Origin of the sequence: Nostoc sp. C052 (assembly GCF_013393905.1) — a bacterium.
Lineage (GTDB): Bacteria > Cyanobacteriota > Cyanobacteriia > Cyanobacteriales > Nostocaceae > Nostoc.
This window is the reverse complement of sequence record NZ_CP040272.1, coordinates 3,122,649-3,137,466: the sequence shown is the minus strand read 5'-3', so window position 1 is coordinate 3,137,466 and position 14,818 is coordinate 3,122,649. Positions and strand designations below refer to the sequence as shown.

General features: G+C 43.6%; 15 protein-coding genes and 1 pseudogene. 4 read left to right on the top strand and 12 right to left on the bottom strand.

Features of this window, described 5'->3' with window-relative positions; all coding sequences use genetic code 11:
- Positions 1 to 22: 22 nt before the first annotated feature.
- The 3 genes from FD723_RS12525 to FD723_RS12515 all read right to left on the bottom strand — a co-directional run bounded on the left by FD723_RS12525 (position 23) and on the right by FD723_RS12515 (position 4,023).
- Positions 23 to 1,756, bottom strand: coding sequence for an ABC transporter permease subunit (locus FD723_RS12525; protein WP_179065621.1), 1,734 nt, complete (start codon positions 1,754 to 1,756; stop codon positions 23 to 25).
- Positions 1,757 to 2,043: 287 nt separating this feature from the next.
- Complete coding sequence (locus FD723_RS12520) at positions 2,044 to 2,691, bottom strand: HAD family hydrolase (protein WP_179065620.1); 648 nt, start codon at positions 2,689 to 2,691, stop codon at positions 2,044 to 2,046.
- A 138-nt stretch (positions 2,692 to 2,829) separates the two neighbouring features.
- Entirely contained in the window at positions 2,830 to 4,023 is a 1,194-nt protein-coding gene (locus FD723_RS12515) for an NAD(P)/FAD-dependent oxidoreductase (RefSeq protein WP_179065619.1), read from the bottom strand.
- 408 nt (positions 4,024 to 4,431) lie between these two features.
- On the opposite strand from FD723_RS12515, the gene FD723_RS12510 reads away from it, so the two are divergent.
- Together FD723_RS12510 and FD723_RS42130 are read left to right on the top strand one after the other, a co-directional pair.
- Positions 4,432 to 4,980 carry a hypothetical protein gene (locus FD723_RS12510; protein ID WP_179065551.1) on the top strand — a complete coding sequence of 183 codons (549 nt, stop codon included), beginning with the start codon at positions 4,432 to 4,434 and terminating at the stop codon, positions 4,978 to 4,980.
- A 93-nt stretch (positions 4,981 to 5,073) separates the two neighbouring features.
- Entirely contained in the window at positions 5,074 to 5,619 is a 546-nt protein-coding gene (locus FD723_RS42130; protein WP_218651814.1) for a hypothetical protein, read from the top strand.
- A gap of 249 nt (positions 5,620 to 5,868) precedes the next feature.
- Here the strand turns inward: FD723_RS42130 and FD723_RS42735 are convergent, their stop codons facing one another.
- A complete protein-coding gene (locus FD723_RS42735; protein ID WP_256875111.1) occupies positions 5,869 to 6,003 on the bottom strand; it encodes a hypothetical protein in 135 nt (44 codons plus the stop codon).
- 135 nt (positions 6,004 to 6,138) lie between these two features.
- On the opposite strand from FD723_RS42735, the pseudogene FD723_RS12500 reads away from it, so the two are divergent.
- Positions 6,139 to 6,297 (top strand): annotated as a pseudogene (locus FD723_RS12500) (IS66 family transposase); the annotation flags it as partial.
- Positions 6,298 to 6,304: 7 nt separating this feature from the next.
- Here FD723_RS12500 and FD723_RS12495 read toward each other — a convergent pair.
- The 7 genes from FD723_RS12495 to FD723_RS12470 all read right to left on the bottom strand — a co-directional run bounded on the left by FD723_RS12495 (position 6,305) and on the right by FD723_RS12470 (position 12,828).
- Positions 6,305 to 7,405: an AI-2E family transporter gene (locus FD723_RS12495; RefSeq protein WP_179065618.1), complete on the bottom strand. Its 1,101-nt coding sequence runs from the start codon at positions 7,403 to 7,405 to the stop codon at positions 6,305 to 6,307.
- Positions 7,406 to 7,988: 583 nt separating this feature from the next.
- Positions 7,989 to 8,405 (bottom strand): transposase family protein, encoded by a 417-nt coding sequence (locus FD723_RS42730; RefSeq protein WP_256874853.1) that lies wholly within the window; start codon positions 8,403 to 8,405, stop codon positions 7,989 to 7,991.
- Positions 8,393 to 8,896 (bottom strand): transposase family protein, encoded by a 504-nt coding sequence (locus tag FD723_RS42725; RefSeq protein ID WP_256875045.1) that lies wholly within the window; start codon positions 8,894 to 8,896, stop codon positions 8,393 to 8,395. The genes FD723_RS42730 and FD723_RS42725 overlap by 13 nt, the downstream gene beginning before the upstream one ends.
- A gap of 33 nt (positions 8,897 to 8,929) precedes the next feature.
- Positions 8,930 to 9,682: an LssY C-terminal domain-containing protein gene (locus tag FD723_RS12485; RefSeq protein WP_179065617.1), complete on the bottom strand. Its 753-nt coding sequence runs from the start codon at positions 9,680 to 9,682 to the stop codon at positions 8,930 to 8,932.
- Between the two features lie 35 nt (positions 9,683 to 9,717).
- Entirely contained in the window at positions 9,718 to 11,100 is a 1,383-nt protein-coding gene (gene zwf / locus FD723_RS12480) for a glucose-6-phosphate dehydrogenase (RefSeq protein WP_179065616.1), read from the bottom strand.
- A 147-nt stretch (positions 11,101 to 11,247) separates the two neighbouring features.
- Positions 11,248 to 11,532 (bottom strand): hypothetical protein, encoded by a 285-nt coding sequence (locus FD723_RS12475; RefSeq protein WP_256875166.1) that lies wholly within the window; start codon positions 11,530 to 11,532, stop codon positions 11,248 to 11,250.
- Positions 11,533 to 11,622: 90 nt separating this feature from the next.
- Positions 11,623 to 12,828 carry a glutathione S-transferase family protein gene (locus tag FD723_RS12470; protein ID WP_179065615.1) on the bottom strand — a complete coding sequence of 402 codons (1,206 nt, stop codon included), beginning with the start codon at positions 12,826 to 12,828 and terminating at the stop codon, positions 11,623 to 11,625.
- Between the two features lie 314 nt (positions 12,829 to 13,142).
- Between FD723_RS12470 and FD723_RS12465 the strand changes: the two genes are divergently transcribed.
- Positions 13,143 to 14,726, top strand: coding sequence for a cytochrome P450 (locus FD723_RS12465; RefSeq protein WP_179065614.1), 1,584 nt, complete (start codon positions 13,143 to 13,145; stop codon positions 14,724 to 14,726).
- Here the strand turns inward: FD723_RS12465 and FD723_RS12460 are convergent.
- Entirely contained in the window at positions 14,692 to 14,814 is a 123-nt protein-coding gene (locus FD723_RS12460) for a ChaB family protein (RefSeq protein WP_256875165.1), read from the bottom strand. The two genes, FD723_RS12465 and FD723_RS12460, sit on opposite strands and share 35 nt — an antisense overlap.
- Positions 14,815 to 14,818: the final 4 nt, after the last annotated feature.

Below are 14,818 nucleotides of genomic sequence, written 5' to 3'. Positions count from 1 at the left end.
TGCTCCTCTAGCGAACGATGGTTTAGAGATGGTATTTGGTTTCTGCTAACTCATACAGTCGTCGCCAAAAAACTCTGTTCAGTCCAACAACGAATAAGCTCATCATTCCAATCCCCAGGGTAATGCGAGGCCAGTCACCTGCTCCGGTGGCGTGAGCAATATAGGCTCCCAATCCGTTAGCAGTTAGGGTAGTTGACCCCCAAGCGACAACCTCAGAGACAATACTGGCGTTCCATGCGCCACCGGTGGCGGTGACACCACCTGTTACCCAGGCGGAGAAGATGCCGGGAATGATTAATTTGCGCCACAGCAGCCAACTACGCAAACCGAGGCTGGTTGCCATTTCGCGCAAATCTGTTGGGACGCTCATCGCTCCAGCAATGGAGTTGAAGAGGATGTACCACTGTGCGCCCAGGGACATCAACAGAATACTACCCCAATCAATGCTGATATGGGAACGGATAAAAAATAGGGTAGCGAAAGGAAAGATAAAGTTTGCTGGAAATGAAGCCAGGAATTGCACCACAGGCTGCAACAAAGTTGCCAGTCGGGGATTAAACCCAATGGCTACTCCAACGGGTGTCCAAACTAGAGTTGAAAATACCAGCAATACCAGCACACGTAACAGAGTGAGTAATCCCAGCCCAAAGGTTTTGATGACTTCACTTAGTCCCACTGTTGTGAAAATGAAGTGTAACCCGACAACCAACAGCCCACCAATTACAACTAGTAGGATCGAGTTGTAGAGGCGATCGCCCATTCCTTCCCCAGCAGTCTCCACAGCACGGGGAGTTCGCGGTGGTGTTAGCAATGAGAGAATACGATTGATCGCTTCACCCCAAGGAGCTAACGCCCGCCCCAGCAGACGGGGAATTCGGGCTGCTTTAAGCAAATCGTAGACCCAGGATTCGGGCGCTTGGGCTGCGGCACTCTGTTCCAGACGGAACTTATCTGCCCAAGCGACTAACGGTCGCCAAAATAGTTGATTTACCAGGATAATTACGAGCGCGATCGTCAATAGTGCCCAACCCAAGGCAGGTAAATTCTCGGCGGCAACTGCGGCGGCTACATAAGAGCCAATTCCCGGTAGAGTGTATTGCTGATTGAGTACGCTGATTGCTTCACTCGCCGCGACAAAAAACCAGCCACCGCCAAAACTCATCATTGCATTCCACAGCAGCCCAATCATGGCCGTCGGAAATTCCAGTTTGGTGAACCGCTGCCATCCCGACAACCGATAGAGCCTGACAGCCTCATCTAGTTCCGGTGGTAGTGTTCGCAGTGAGTGGTAAAACGAAAAGGTCATGTTCCAGACTTGGCTGGTGAAAATCGCAAAAATCGATGCTGCTTCTAGTCCTAATAGACTTCCGGGAAACAGGGCAATAAAACCTGTAACCGTAATGGATAAAAAGCCTAGTACTGGAACCGACTGCAAGATATCGAGTAGCGGAATCAGAACTCTTTCAGCCCGGCGGCTTTTGGCAGCAATATAACCATAAATTAAAGTGAACAGCGTTGAGTAAAATAGGGCAATAAACATTCGCAGGGTTGAGCGCCCAGCGTAATAGGGTAGATTACGCGGGTCAAGACTGATACCTGGGACTACATCGGGTGGTACAAAGCTCACCAATGTTCCAGCACCGACACGCGCAATCAACGCCAGCAGTACTAATGTGCCAAGAATGAGGGCAATATCAGCCAGACCAAAAGGGAACCGCCGGAGTGCCTCAGGGGAAGGAAAAGTTTGCTTCAGCATTTAACGATAATTAGAGGGCTGGCATACCTTTTTTGAGCTAATAATACATTACTGCCCCCCGTGTACAACGGCAATTAACAATTCAAAATTCAAAATTAAAGAAATTTCAGACGGGGTTTAAATCCTCGTCTGAAATGGGTGCTACATGTAGATTGCAGGTTCTTAAACTCTTTAATTTACGATAATCTCGTATCTGGTGAATTAACTCTGCTGCGATCGCTAACGAAGTAGTTTATGTTTTCGCGTATTACAGTTGAGATGGTACAGTTTTCACTGTCGATCAACCCTCATTTTCCCCGGTTGATCCAAACGCCTCTCAATCCAGCTGCTTTCGCTGCATGATAGTCTTCGACAATGCTATCGCCAACGTGCCATGCGGCCTCTGGGGAACATTTATGTTTATCTAAAGCGATCGCAAAAATTTGCGGGTCGGGTTTAGCTGCACGTACCTGGGTAGAAATGGTGACGGAGGTAAAAAACTCTCTCAATCCCAAACATTGCAATACTGAATAAATCCGAGAATCAAAATTGGATAGCACCCCCAAGCTAACTCCCAAGCGCCGCCAGTTGATTAAAGCAGGTAAGACATCGGGATAAACAAACCACGGTTCACCAGTGCCAAAGTGAATGTAAAGTTCGCTAAAAAAAGCTGAAAAGTCAGAAAATTCCTTGAGAACACCTGCACTTTCAAAAGTATTCAGGGCAATTATCCGCCACCAATCAAATTCGCGCTGGGGAATATCTTGCAGTTCCGCATCTGGAAATATCGGCGGCGGCGCTGATTTAAAGCTTTGGATGAAGGCTGTATTTAATGTTTCGGCTGAAACTATAACGCCAAATTCTTGGGCTATCTGACTATAGACTTCACCCACACTACCTTTGACATCAAAGAGTGTACCCACAGCATCTAAAAAAATAACTTTCGGTTGTTCCATCAGTGTTGAATTTTAGATTTTGGCTTGTTAGAAAGTTTCTGTGGGTAGAGTCTAGCATCTACTAAATAAGTTGACGCAAATAAAACAAATCATCATATCATAGATATCTTTGTTCTTCACCAATGCCCAATCTGAAAGTTACCGAGAAAGTGTTTCTATGATCGGACGGACTAGCCAATTAAAACCAACTTTAAGCTGATGGTCTAAAGTTGGTAGCCTGTATAAATAGGCAGCACGGCGGGCGACGTATGCCAATGGCCCATCTAGTTTAATCCCTAAACCAGTGAGAGTAGCATTATCTATTCCTAGTGCCATCATTTCTCCTAACTGTTGGTAATGGAAGGGAAGAAGAGGGCGATTAGTCAGACTTGCCCAGATATTCCAAGCAGTATAATCAGCTTGTTGGAAAGCTGCTTGTGCGGTAGCGGGGACTTGCTGTCCTTCAGTATCATGACAGTCTGCTAAATCTCCCAAGGCAAAGATTTCTGGATGATCGATAACTTGCAGATTAGATGTAGTGCTGATTTGACCACGCTGATTTTGCTTGAGGGAAAGAGATTTGACTACGGGCGCAACCCTAGTTCCTACAGTCCAAATTACTAAATCTACGGGAATCGTATCTAACTGGTTTTTGTACTCTAGGGAAATGGAATTTTGCTCTATAGATTCGACTTTGGTTTCTAAATCAAGAAACACGCCACGGGCATCTATTGCTTTTTTTGCTGCTTCCCGGTTAAATTCTGGGGAAGTTCGCAAGATTTGATCAGCGATTTCAACGATCCGAAAGCGTCCTCTTTCGCCTAGTCTGTCGGCTAACTTACAAGCTAACTCTACACCACTGTAGCCAGCCCCAACGATCGCTACCCGAATTTTATCAGCATCGGATTCTTCTAAAAATCGCAGGCGTTCTTCTAAACGATAAGCATCAGAGATTGTGCGGAATGTATAGGCGTAAGCTGCTGCACCAGGTACTAAATCTAGCGGTGTCTCACCTCCTAGCGCCAGCACTAATCGATCGTAAGGGATTTCTGGCCCTTCTTGGATATTTACTCGTTGCTGGTCGATGTCAATTCCAGACACAACCCCTTGATAGAAACGTACACCAGTGCCTTGTAAAAGTTCTTCAAAGGGTGGGGCAATTTCCCAAGTTTGCAGTTCGCCAGTGAGTAATTCGTAAAGTAAAGGAGAGAATAGGAAGCGATCGCTTTGATCTACCAAAACAATTTCAGGTTTTTGCGTAGATTCCCAAGGTAATTGACTTAAGCGCAGGGCTGTGTATAGACCACCAAAGCCCCCGCCAAGGATACAAATTCTAGAAGTTTGTTGAGTCATCTATTCTATCTATGGGACAGTCAATACTAGTTGGATAACTAACTTCAGGGTAACTGAAATGGAAAGACCTGGATCAAAAGAAGCAGGGGGCAAGGGGCAAGGGGCAGGGAGCAGGAGGCAGGGAGCAAGGGGGAAGACTGAGACGGAGCTTGTACTTTGCCCCAGTTCAAGCGCCCTGGAAGGGTGGGGCTTCTCTTCTTTACGAGAGGCTGCGCCCTAAGCGTAGCTATGCCGCAGGCTTTACGAGACGCTCCGCGAACGTACCCATGCTCCGCAATGCTTGGCGCAGAGGGGAAGGGTTTGCTCCCCCTGCCCCCTGCCTGACAGGTGTAGGTTTTTTACGTGGGTATGAGTATTCACTGCTGAAAGGGAGAGAATGAAACTAGAAACTAGGGATGTATTCTCAAAATGCTGAACAACAAACATCTCAAACAGTGGTCATGCATAGTTTCCGAGCGGATGCCTAACTTGTCAATACCACAGGCCATAGGTTTGGCAACATGGAGCTTTGGTATGGTAATGACAAAATCAAGTAGTCTAACCCAGGTATCTGAGTTCATTGGAGCAGTGAATAATGAAAAACCAAACACAGTCAGGCAAAGACTAAAAGAATGGTATCAGGAGGAAAAAGCCAAAAAAGGGGATAAACGGAGAACACTGGATGTGAGCAGATGCTTTGCATCATTGTTGTTGTGGGTGATTAGTTTACTGCCACAAAATATTCAGCAAATAGCACTGGCAATGGATGCTACGAGTATTGGTGATAAATTTATAGTGCTATCCATTAATATTTTACTGGCAGGATGTGGAATTCCAGTAGCATGGTGTATTGTCAATGCCACTGAACCAGGAAGTTGGAAACCACATTGGCAAAAATTAATCACAGACCTCAAAGATACGATTCCACCAGACCAGAAGGTAATTGTCGCTGCTGACCGGGGATTGTATGCCGATTAGCTCTATTCTCTGATAGTTGCTGCTTGGCATCCTTTTTTACGTATTAACCACCAAGGAACTTATCGTTTACCACATCAGAATCAATGGCAACCATTGGCTGATATTGTTGCCAGTCCAGGATTATTCTGGTCGGGTCAAATAGTCTGCTTCAAAACTAACCCCCTGGAATGCACGTTGTTAGCTCGTTGGGATTTTGGTTATCAAGACCCTTGGTTGATTTTGACTGACCTAGAACCTATGTCTGCTGACGCTATTTGGTATGGTTTACGCCCCTCCACTGAATGTGTTTATCGTGATCTTAAATCTGATGGTTGGCAGTGGCACAATACTCGTCTGCTTGACCCACAACGTGCTGAACGCTTGTGGTTAGCCATCGCTGTCTCTACTCTCTGGATGGTCATGCTTGGTGGAGAAGCGGAAAACCAATTTCCTCCCTCCCACATTGATCAGTTTCCCCAGCGACACGTTGCTAAATCCAAACCCATCGATCTCAAATCACCACGTCGGCTTTCTTGTTTTTTTCTGGGTTTTATCACCCTCATTGCTGATTTACTCAAGGGTTTGTCCATTCATCTTCATCGTTGGAGTTCTTTTCCTCCTACTCCTGTCGATAGCTTTTATTACTCCAACTCCTCCTAGTTGTAAAAAACCTACACCTGTCAGGGACCCCACCTTCCCCCTTACCCTTTACCCCGCCAAGTCACGAAAGCGAACTACTAGCTCCCCACTGCTACTCGCTTCGATGCCGTTGATTTTGTTGTAGACCGAGGTAACTGAAACACCTATTTCTTCAATTGATGCTTGGTGTGCTGCGTGTACTCATGGATGGACTCCGCAGACCACAAGGCTCATCAAATTAACTACTCTGGAGAATAATAGCTCACGAGTCTACTGGATTTTGGCACTACGTTCAAATAATTCATCAAGGATTTGAGGACATAATGCTTTCTCTAAAAGTCCACGAACCATCACCGATACTGGACTCTCTTTTACAAAACGCTCAAACACCTGCCCTAGCAACATTTTTTTCTCCACCCAACAAATTTGCACCTCTTTTTACCAAACTACAAATTAGTTCATCACACAACACCTTAAAAGGGCTAGATTCAGGTGGCAGAGTATTGACAAAGGGTACACTTGAGGGTGAGTATCACAAATATGAACCAAAACCTGCCTCAAGATTTAGCTCAAGAAAGTTTGAACCAGTTATCCAAAGAAGAACTGGTGGATATGCTCATTGAGCAGAGCAAGATAATAGGTGAGTTACAGAAAACAATCAAAGAACTACAGCAAGAAATAGAGCGTTTAAATTTTTCTTCGATTTTCAACTTTGGTTGTGATCTTGAGTAATATCGTTCGATTGAACATATATTCCAGTTTCAACTCCGACTGACTCTATCAGCTTTTCTGACGGCGTAAACTCATCAATAAGCGTAATTATCACTGCTGCTGCAGGCACTGCAAGCAGCACACCAATAAATCCAAATAGCTTACCCATTACCAAAAATGTTACAATCACCATCACTGGATGGATATTTACTTGTTGACCCATCACCAAAGGCTGAACAACATGGGCATCTATTTGATTCATTACAAAGAAAAGTATCAACACAAATACTAACTTTAGCGGTGAAATACTCAATGCTACTAATGCTGGTAAAAAAGCACCAATGACCGAACCAAAGTAAGGAATTATTTCAAATAAACCTGCAATAATCCCAAATGGTAGTGCTGACGGAATCCCCAAAATCAAAAGTCCAAACGTTGCTCCAGCACCCAGAAATATCATCGCTATCCCTGTCCCAAAAATCCAGCCTCGCAATCTTGTCTCGCAAGCCTTAAGGATTCCTTTAAACCGATAGTGATGTCGCTTTGGGACTAATCTTAAAATCCCTTTCACTAAGGAATTAGGATCGTAAGCCATGTAAAGCGCTAAAATTAACGTCGCTACCAACTCTACGGTTAAACTCAAAGCTTCACCTAAGAAAACTGGTACTCCCCCTAGTAACTGGTCGGTCAAATTCCGTAATTGTATTAGTGCTTGGGAAATGTCAGGAATAAAAGCAAATTTCTGACGCAGTTGCTCAACATCTCCTGTTAATCTATTGAGATAAGTTGGTAATGTTTTGATTAATTTTTGAGATTCAAATGTCACACTAGGTAGGACTACAGTAGCTAATACCACAACAAATCCGATGATTAATCCAATTAGTAACAAAACAGCAATATCCTGTGATTTAACTAACTTTTGCAAAAACCTTAATAGGGTTCGTAAAATTAAAGCAATCAATGCTGCAACAACTAAAAGTTCTAATACTGGTAAAAGTTGGTATAAAATATAGAGTACCACCGCTACCATTACTGCCAATGGCGCACCGCGAGTTAACTGCGACCATCCATTCTCTGTATCTCTGGGATTCGCCATTACTATCACTTATTCTTCTGTTTTAATTTTACAAATTTAGTGCCTGGGATGGCGCACAATTTTTATTTTTAAGAATAGCTATGAGCCTGATTAACACAAGTCTCGTTTTTCTCTCTTGTTTGTGCCCATATAGTCAAGTCAATTTTAATTTGTTCAGATATTTTACTTCCTAGCTAAAATTTTATTTTATTTACCCTCACAGAGGTCTAGAAATTTAAATTATCTTTCTTGAAAAGAAGTTTAACATTTTGTGCATTTGCATAAAATTATCCTGTTTTCTTTAGTTGAGCTATTTAAAATAGTGTCGCAGCCATGACCACAGTTGATTTTTGAACTTAAGAGGCTCTGGTGATGGTGAATAAGTTGATGGTTTTGTTTGAGCAATATTATTCATTGAAAGTACACAAATAGATTTATCCGCAAAATGTAAATGCTTACTGTGAATGGGTTTGAGCAATTCAGATTGAATAGGCGATCGCTATCTTACTCTACGAGAAAATAGGTGTTTGGCGGCATTCTGAGACAAAAAATTAAAATTAGAGTAAAAAGTACAAAACGATGAAATCAATTTCAGGATAAAAAATTAAGTATTAATGGTTAAGGATACTAAGCGATTAAGTCTTAACCTAATCAGCCCACAAACTGCCAGAATTACCTGACTATATCGATGACGAGCGAGACGGAATTTTTCCGAGGCTACTCGAAATATTTTTACCCGACATATCATGTGTTCAACGGCAATTCTGCGAGACGAAAGTTGTTTATTCTCTTGTTTTTGGAATTCCGAAATTTCTGTATTCTTTCGTTTCTTATGAGGTGTGGTAATGGCATCATCTCCAATATAGGCCTTATCACCTATAAACCTTTGTGAGTCAGCAAATTTATTCCGAGTATCTCGAAATAAATTAATATCACTTGTTTTTCCCAGCATTCCCACACAGATATCTACAATATCTTCACCACCTGGTAAGACAATAAACTGGTTTTTTAGAGTATGCATTTTTTCTTACCAGAGTAATATCTTTTTTGTTCTTGATAGTCTACAGGTCTCGCTGTAGCCTGTTCTGCACTATCAACAATTAATTCATACTCGGACAGCATTTGCTGCAATTCTTGATATTTTTGACTATCTACTGACGCTTCTTCTATTTGAGATGCTGGTAAAATTTCTCTCAAAATATCTACCCAATAGTTAAAAGCATCATTCGCTTTTGTTTTGGAAATATCAAAGAGTAACCCTAAAATTTCAAAAATTGGTTTTTGTCTGAGGTAAACTAGACACAAGCATATTCCTTCTTTCGGTGACATCTCTGGTTTGCGTCCGCCTCCCTTGGCAATAATCCGAACTTTATTTTTTTCAATTTCTGCTTGTTTCTCTCTATGCCTTTTTTCCGCTAAGGATACCAATGCTAAAAACTGGTCATAATTAATCCCTATTAATCGTTTTGCTTCGTGGGGATGTGATTCAATTCTTGCTAAAGGGTTTGTCATATTATCTACATATAATTTTTACTCCGTTTTTTATTATCCCACTTTGTTTATATTAAGGATAAGTCTAATAGTTAGTTCGCCATCTGTATAATATCTGTCACCTCCTCCGTTACGACCAACCCATGTGGCCCCTATACCTGTGACTTGATATAATTGGGCAATCTGGTGTGTCAAATCAATACTTTTAATTACGTTATCTCTTTCTTGATCAATGTCTGCGTCAATATGGTGAGTAATCTGTCCTGTGCGGTGGCTAAGTTCCACGCTTTGGTCAAATGTTGCTGAACCTAGCCATAGGGGTCTACTATCAGCATTCAGGTTATTTGATTGCCACAAGCGAACGTGATGTCTAGTTTTGGCATTGTTTCCTATAGGTAGTTCAAAAGCTAAATCCTGTTTACGTCCCCACAGATATAAATTACTTACAGGTGCAGTTGGGTAAGAATCCTTGAGGAGAACACTTTTAGCAATTCCAACACTTGAGCGTAAGGTGATAGGGTCTGCCGGATACCAGCCTGCTGCCAGTAGCGCCTGCACCACTTCTGCTGTTGTACCGACAAATCCAATATTCAAAGGATCTCCAGAGATCCCTTCTGCCGTTTGCGTTGTTTTCGGAGAATGTTCCAGCTTGGGGTTATGTTCGTAGTGACGCCACAGTGCTGGTAAAACCACATAACTCACCAGTCCATATAAGCCGAGTAAACCAACTGACGTTCCAAAAATATACCAAAACCAATGTCGATGTTTTGGGTGTCCATCACTATTTGAGTTAGAGGCTTGTTGCATTTGAATCCGGTGACCAAGCTATATTGACTTTTTAATTAATCATCTCTAGCTAATGGGTTGTACCACTGATCCCTTGGCAAGAGCAGTTGATCTGACTCAGGTGGACCCCATGTATTTGGCTCATACTCATAAATGGGTGTGACGTTATCGAGAATTGGCTGGACAATCCGCCATTCCTCTTCTACGGTATCTTCTCGTACAAACAAGGTGGGATCGCCCCGCATGGCATCACCCAACAGACGTTCATAGGGTTCCATCTCGTCGCCACCTCCGTAAAAGGCTAGGAGTTCAACCGTAGAACCGATCATATCTTCTCCAGGGATTTTAGTGCGAGCGCCCAATCCCACAATTACCTCTGGATCTAGTAAAAAACGAACATAATTACCGTTTTCTTGTCTTCCCTCCTGGAACACATTTAAAGGTGGACACTTGAACTTGACCATCACCTCAGTAGTTTTGACAGGCAATTTCTTCCCAGCCCGAATGTAGACGGGAACTCCTGACCACCGCCACGTATTAATAAATAACCGCACAGCAACAAAAGTTTCTACTTGGGAGTCAGGCGAAACACCTTCTTCGTTGCGGTAATCAGAAAATTGACCGCGAATAATATCATCGGGTTGCACTTCCCCTATAGCTTTGAGAATACGCTCTTTTTCATCCCGGATGGAATCAGCAGCCGTACTGGCGGGAGCATCCATACACACTGAAGCCAATATTTGCAGCATGTGGTTTTCCACCACATCCCGAATTGCGCCAGTTTCCTCATAGAAGCGCCCCCTTCCTTGAATGCCAAAGTCCTCTGCCATCACAATCTGGATGCTTTCAACATAGTTGCGATTCCAGATTGGTTCGAGAAAAGAGTTGGCAAACCGAAAATAGAGTAAATTCAGCAGTGGTTCTTTGCCCAGGTAATGGTCGATACGATAGATGGATGATTCGGGAAAAACTGATGCCAGAATTTGATTTAACTCGCGTGCTGATTTCAAATCCCGTCCAAATGGTTTTTCAATTACCACCCGCGCATTTTTAGCACAGCCTGATTCGCCCAATCCTGACACTACTTGTGCAAACAAGCTCGGTGGAATTGCCAAATAGTAGAGGGGATGAGTAGCATCACCAAGGGCAAGACGTAATTTTTCGTAAGTTTCTGGTTTGTTGTAGTCACCAGCAACGTATTGGAGTAGACCAGAAAATTTCTCAAATGCGTCTTGATCTATACCACCATTATGTTCTAAGCTATCACGTGCCCTTTCCCTAAGTTGATCCGTTGTCCAAGATCGTCCGGCAACCCCAATCACTGGGACATTGAGATTCCCCCGTCGTACCATTGCCTGAAGGCTGGGGAAGATTTTCTTGTAGGCCAAGTCACCTGTTGCCCCAAAAAATACCAGTGCGTCTGAATCAGGAGTTCCCATGACTAACCTCTTTAAGAATTAGCTTTTTCATCATACCCGCCAAACTGATAGCGCATAGCTGACAAAAGTTTCTCGGCAAAGTTTGCTTCTCCACGCCAGCTAAAACGAGCAAAGAGCGCGTAACTTTTCACCGGAGTCGCTACAGATTCAATTGCTGCGTTCGCATTCTGGCGCCCTTCGCCAGAATTTGATACACGACCACCAAACTCTTCTAAATTGCGGCTTGTCAATAAGGCGATCGCTGTCAAATCCAATTAGCTTTGAAGCAATTACACTACCCCGCCGCCAGACTTCGGCAATATCTGCCAGATTCAAGTCATACTGATAATACTCTGGATTTCGTAATGGTGTGGTTTCGGCATCGATCTCGTGCTGATTATTGCCAACATTGGCGTGGTGAAGAATATTCAGCCCCTCTGCATAGGTCGCCATAACCAATAATCTGCTCCCCCCAAATACTACCATACCTATGGAACGTTCACTGTTAAAGTCGCGCTCTATGCCAGGATGAGTGAGGTAATCCTACTTGATGACAAAATTAGATGGGTCTTGATCTCGTCGATGCTTAGTGGAAATGGGGGCTGGCTGCCCATCACCCGCAAGGGCTGCGGTTTTCTCCAGGGATTCCCTCAATCGCTTTGCTGCGTAGATGGACATGTCTCGTGGTACATTAATCCGATCGCGCAAATATCGGAGAGCGACATCAGAACCCAATGGAGGTACACAGTCTTCACCTGTCATCATCTGTGTTAAAGCACAACGTAGGGCTTGATCAAACAATTTATCATCTTTGGGGTTGACTCGGATAATATTGACGCGGTGTTCGATAGTTCGTTGAAGAGCTTCCATACGGGAGTTTTCCGGTTCTGGATAAGTAACATCTGGTAGCCCAAACCACGGGCCATTATCCACCCGCGCTTTATTGAGAAGCATCTGCGTTTCGCCGTTTTCCCAACAACCCCCCATCTGAGGCGGCAAATCATGTACGTGGGTGTGAAAGTCGCTCTGAGTACCGCAGTAGGTTGGTCGGGTTTCCATTGCCGCAAACCAGAAGCTCAAACGAGGGTTTTTCTCTCGCAGTGAGTAGCCTTTGTAGTAGTAAAGACTCGCATTCATCCGTTCGAGATATGGCGTAAAAATGACATCGACGATGCCGAAGCCCGATAGAAAATAAGGGCTTGGGGTGCGACCCAGAGCCGACTCGACCTGAGCCACCACTCCGATAAATTGTTCTCGGTTGCGTTGTTCTTGTTGAGAGGAACCAGCTTTTGAACACAGCCAAGCGCACCATGCTCTAAATAAAAGTCGTTCTAATTGACGTAGTGGAAGCACCATGCGCTCTTCCATGCCTTGGTTCAATGGAGCAAATACCTTTTCCAAAGCGATCAAAATGTCATCGCTTTCTTTAATAATCCGTCCATCTAGCTCGATCGCGGGGAGTATTCCTGATGGTACCTTACGTTTGTACCAACTTTCTTTCTCTCCATAGCAGAACATTGTCACTTTTTCGATGCGGTAGGGGATCTGTTTTTCCTCTAGCCATAACCAAACTTTTTGACAGTAAGGACACCAGGCGTGGTTATCGCGGTACAGCGTTACCCGGACATCAGATTCTGGCTGACCAAACAACCGCAACCTGGCTCTAGCGTTGGTAAGACCATTAACGGTATCTATTTGATAGTCCGTGAGGGTTTCTAGTTCTTGCCAGCTTAAGGGTGCGGTAGTCATAGGGTGAGTTGCGTCGGGCAATACTGAGGGCAATTCTATACTCTACAATATTTTCAATTACACCAAGGCTTAATTTAATACTTCTTACATAGCTGCTTTCTCCCAAGGGGAGACGCTAAAACTGAGCTGACCTCAGCGCTGGAGCCAATATTTGTAAATTGGCGCTTTCAAACTACGGATGCACGCAATCAAACGCCGACTTACTTCTTAGAGTTGCACCCAACCACGAAAAATTTAACTGGGAAATAAAGGATTGGGAAACAATAAGTTAGTATCTGGGTAATCTGAAGTTTTTGGTGGACAAAGGCGGATTCATGTTTCAAGACATTACTGCTCAGATTGCTTATTCTAACTCATTTCCATATTTCGCTACAGTCTTAGGCATAGCGGGAACAATTGGGTGGCGCTGGTGGAAACAAAAGAACGCATACAAATCGCTACAATCACTCCCTTCTCCTCCCAAACACTGGCTGTTAGGAAATCTGACTCAAATATTAGCAGCAGTGAAACAGAAGAAATTATTCCGGCAAATATTTGATTGGAGTCAACAGTTAGGCCCGATGTATGTTATTTGGAATGGCAACAACCCAGTTGTCATTTTAAGTAAACCAAAAATTATCGAAAATACCATTGTCAATGGAATGAAAGATGGTAGCTTAATCAGGTCTGAGCAATTACGCAAAGCTTGGAACGACATCAGTAGTCCCATTCTACTAGGAGAAACTGGGACTGAGTGGCAGTGGCGACGCAAGGCTTGGAACCCAGAATTTAGTTCTAGCAGTCTTTCCAAATATGTAGAAATGATTAGTCTTGCCTGTGAACAAGTAATTGAGACACTCAAGGAAGCAGCCCCACCAAAAGAAGTTGAAGTAGATCCTCTATTTGTAGAACTAACAATGAGAGTGATTTCTTGTCTAGTACTGGGCATTCCTGCGGATAGAAACAGTACTAGTCATGAAGGACCGCCCCTGGAAGTTCTCAAGCTATACGAAGCGATGTCTATTTTAGGCTATCGGTTTCTCCGACAAGCTACTGGCGAGAAGATATGGATGAAATATTTGCCGACTAAAAATTCACGAGATTATTGGGCAGCAAGGCGATGTTTGGAGGAATTTCTAACTCCCCGTGTAGACTTAGCTTTACAGATCAGAGAACAAAACAAGACCCATTTACCACAGGTAAGTCCTTTGTTTCAGGAATCAATGTTAGTCAAAATCGCTGCTAAAGAACCAAAATACAATCGTGAAACATTAATAGCAGAATCTGTTGAATTATTAATAGCTGGTACTGACACAACAGCCCATACTTTATCCTTTGCAGTCGGAGAGTTGAGCTTAAATCAAAGGGTTTTTCAGCAAGCACGGGACATCGTTGACTCTTCTTGGCAAAACTTTGGCTGTCTTAATACAGAAAGCCTCAAGGAATTGGCTTATATTCGCGCAATTATCAAGGAGACGTTGCGCCTTTATTCAGTTGCATCAGGCTCGACTTCATTGGAGACTCAACGCGACACTGTAATTGAGGGTCAAGCGATTCCTCGCGGTACAAGAATATCCTGGTCAATGCTTGCTGCTGGAAGAGATCCAGAAGTCTATGCTAATCCTTCTGAATTTCTGCCAGAACGTTGGTTAGACAAGAGTAAGGAAACTAGCTCACTGCCAATGATAGACTTTGGCTCAGGGCCTCATCGTTGCTTGGGAGAGCATCTATCAATACTGGAAGCAACTATGATGCTAGCATTATTACTCCACTACTTCGACTGGGATTTAGTCAATGGTCGTTCTTCTCTGGAACAATTACAGCAAAACCTGTTAATTTATCCATCTGATAAAATGCCAGTGCGCTTTCGGTTAAGAAATTCGCTTACCTCCAACCTTGAGCCAAGGTCAAAAGGATAGGCAACGCTTCTTCGCCATATTCAGAGAGCGCATTGTTAAACGCAGCCAAGAATATTTCCGCCGCGTGTTTGGGTAGATGCTTTTTCACGGAG

Bases quoted from the DNA above. Each gene is read 5' to 3' on its own strand.
- FD723_RS12525 (WP_179065621.1), bottom strand. From the start codon at position 1,756: ATGCTGAAGCAAACTTTTCCTTCCCCTGAGGCACTCCGGCGGTTCCCT.
- FD723_RS12520 (WP_179065620.1), bottom strand. From the start codon at position 2,691: ATGGAACAACCGAAAGTTATTTTTTTAGATGCTGTGGGTACACTCTTT.
- FD723_RS12515 (WP_179065619.1), bottom strand. From the start codon at position 4,023: ATGACTCAACAAACTTCTAGAATTTGTATCCTTGGCGGGGGCTTTGGT.
- FD723_RS12510 (WP_179065551.1), top strand. From the start codon at position 4,432: ATGCTGAACAACAAACATCTCAAACAGTGGTCATGCATAGTTTCCGAG.
- FD723_RS42735 (WP_256875111.1), bottom strand. From the start codon at position 6,003: ATGTTGCTAGGGCAGGTGTTTGAGCGTTTTGTAAAAGAGAGTCCAGTA.
- FD723_RS12495 (WP_179065618.1), bottom strand. From the start codon at position 7,405: ATGGCGAATCCCAGAGATACAGAGAATGGATGGTCGCAGTTAACTCGC.
- FD723_RS42730 (WP_256874853.1), bottom strand. From the start codon at position 8,405: ATGCATACTCTAAAAAACCAGTTTATTGTCTTACCAGGTGGTGAAGAT.
- FD723_RS42725 (WP_256875045.1), bottom strand. From the start codon at position 8,896: ATGACAAACCCTTTAGCAAGAATTGAATCACATCCCCACGAAGCAAAA.
- FD723_RS12485 (WP_179065617.1), bottom strand. From the start codon at position 9,682: ATGCAACAAGCCTCTAACTCAAATAGTGATGGACACCCAAAACATCGA.
- zwf (WP_179065616.1), bottom strand. From the start codon at position 11,100: ATGGGAACTCCTGATTCAGACGCACTGGTATTTTTTGGGGCAACAGGT.
- FD723_RS12475 (WP_256875166.1), bottom strand. From the start codon at position 11,532: ATGGCGACCTATGCAGAGGGGCTGAATATTCTTCACCACGCCAATGTT.
- FD723_RS12470 (WP_179065615.1), bottom strand. From the start codon at position 12,828: ATGACTACCGCACCCTTAAGCTGGCAAGAACTAGAAACCCTCACGGAC.
- FD723_RS12465 (WP_179065614.1), top strand. From the start codon at position 13,143: ATGTTTCAAGACATTACTGCTCAGATTGCTTATTCTAACTCATTTCCA.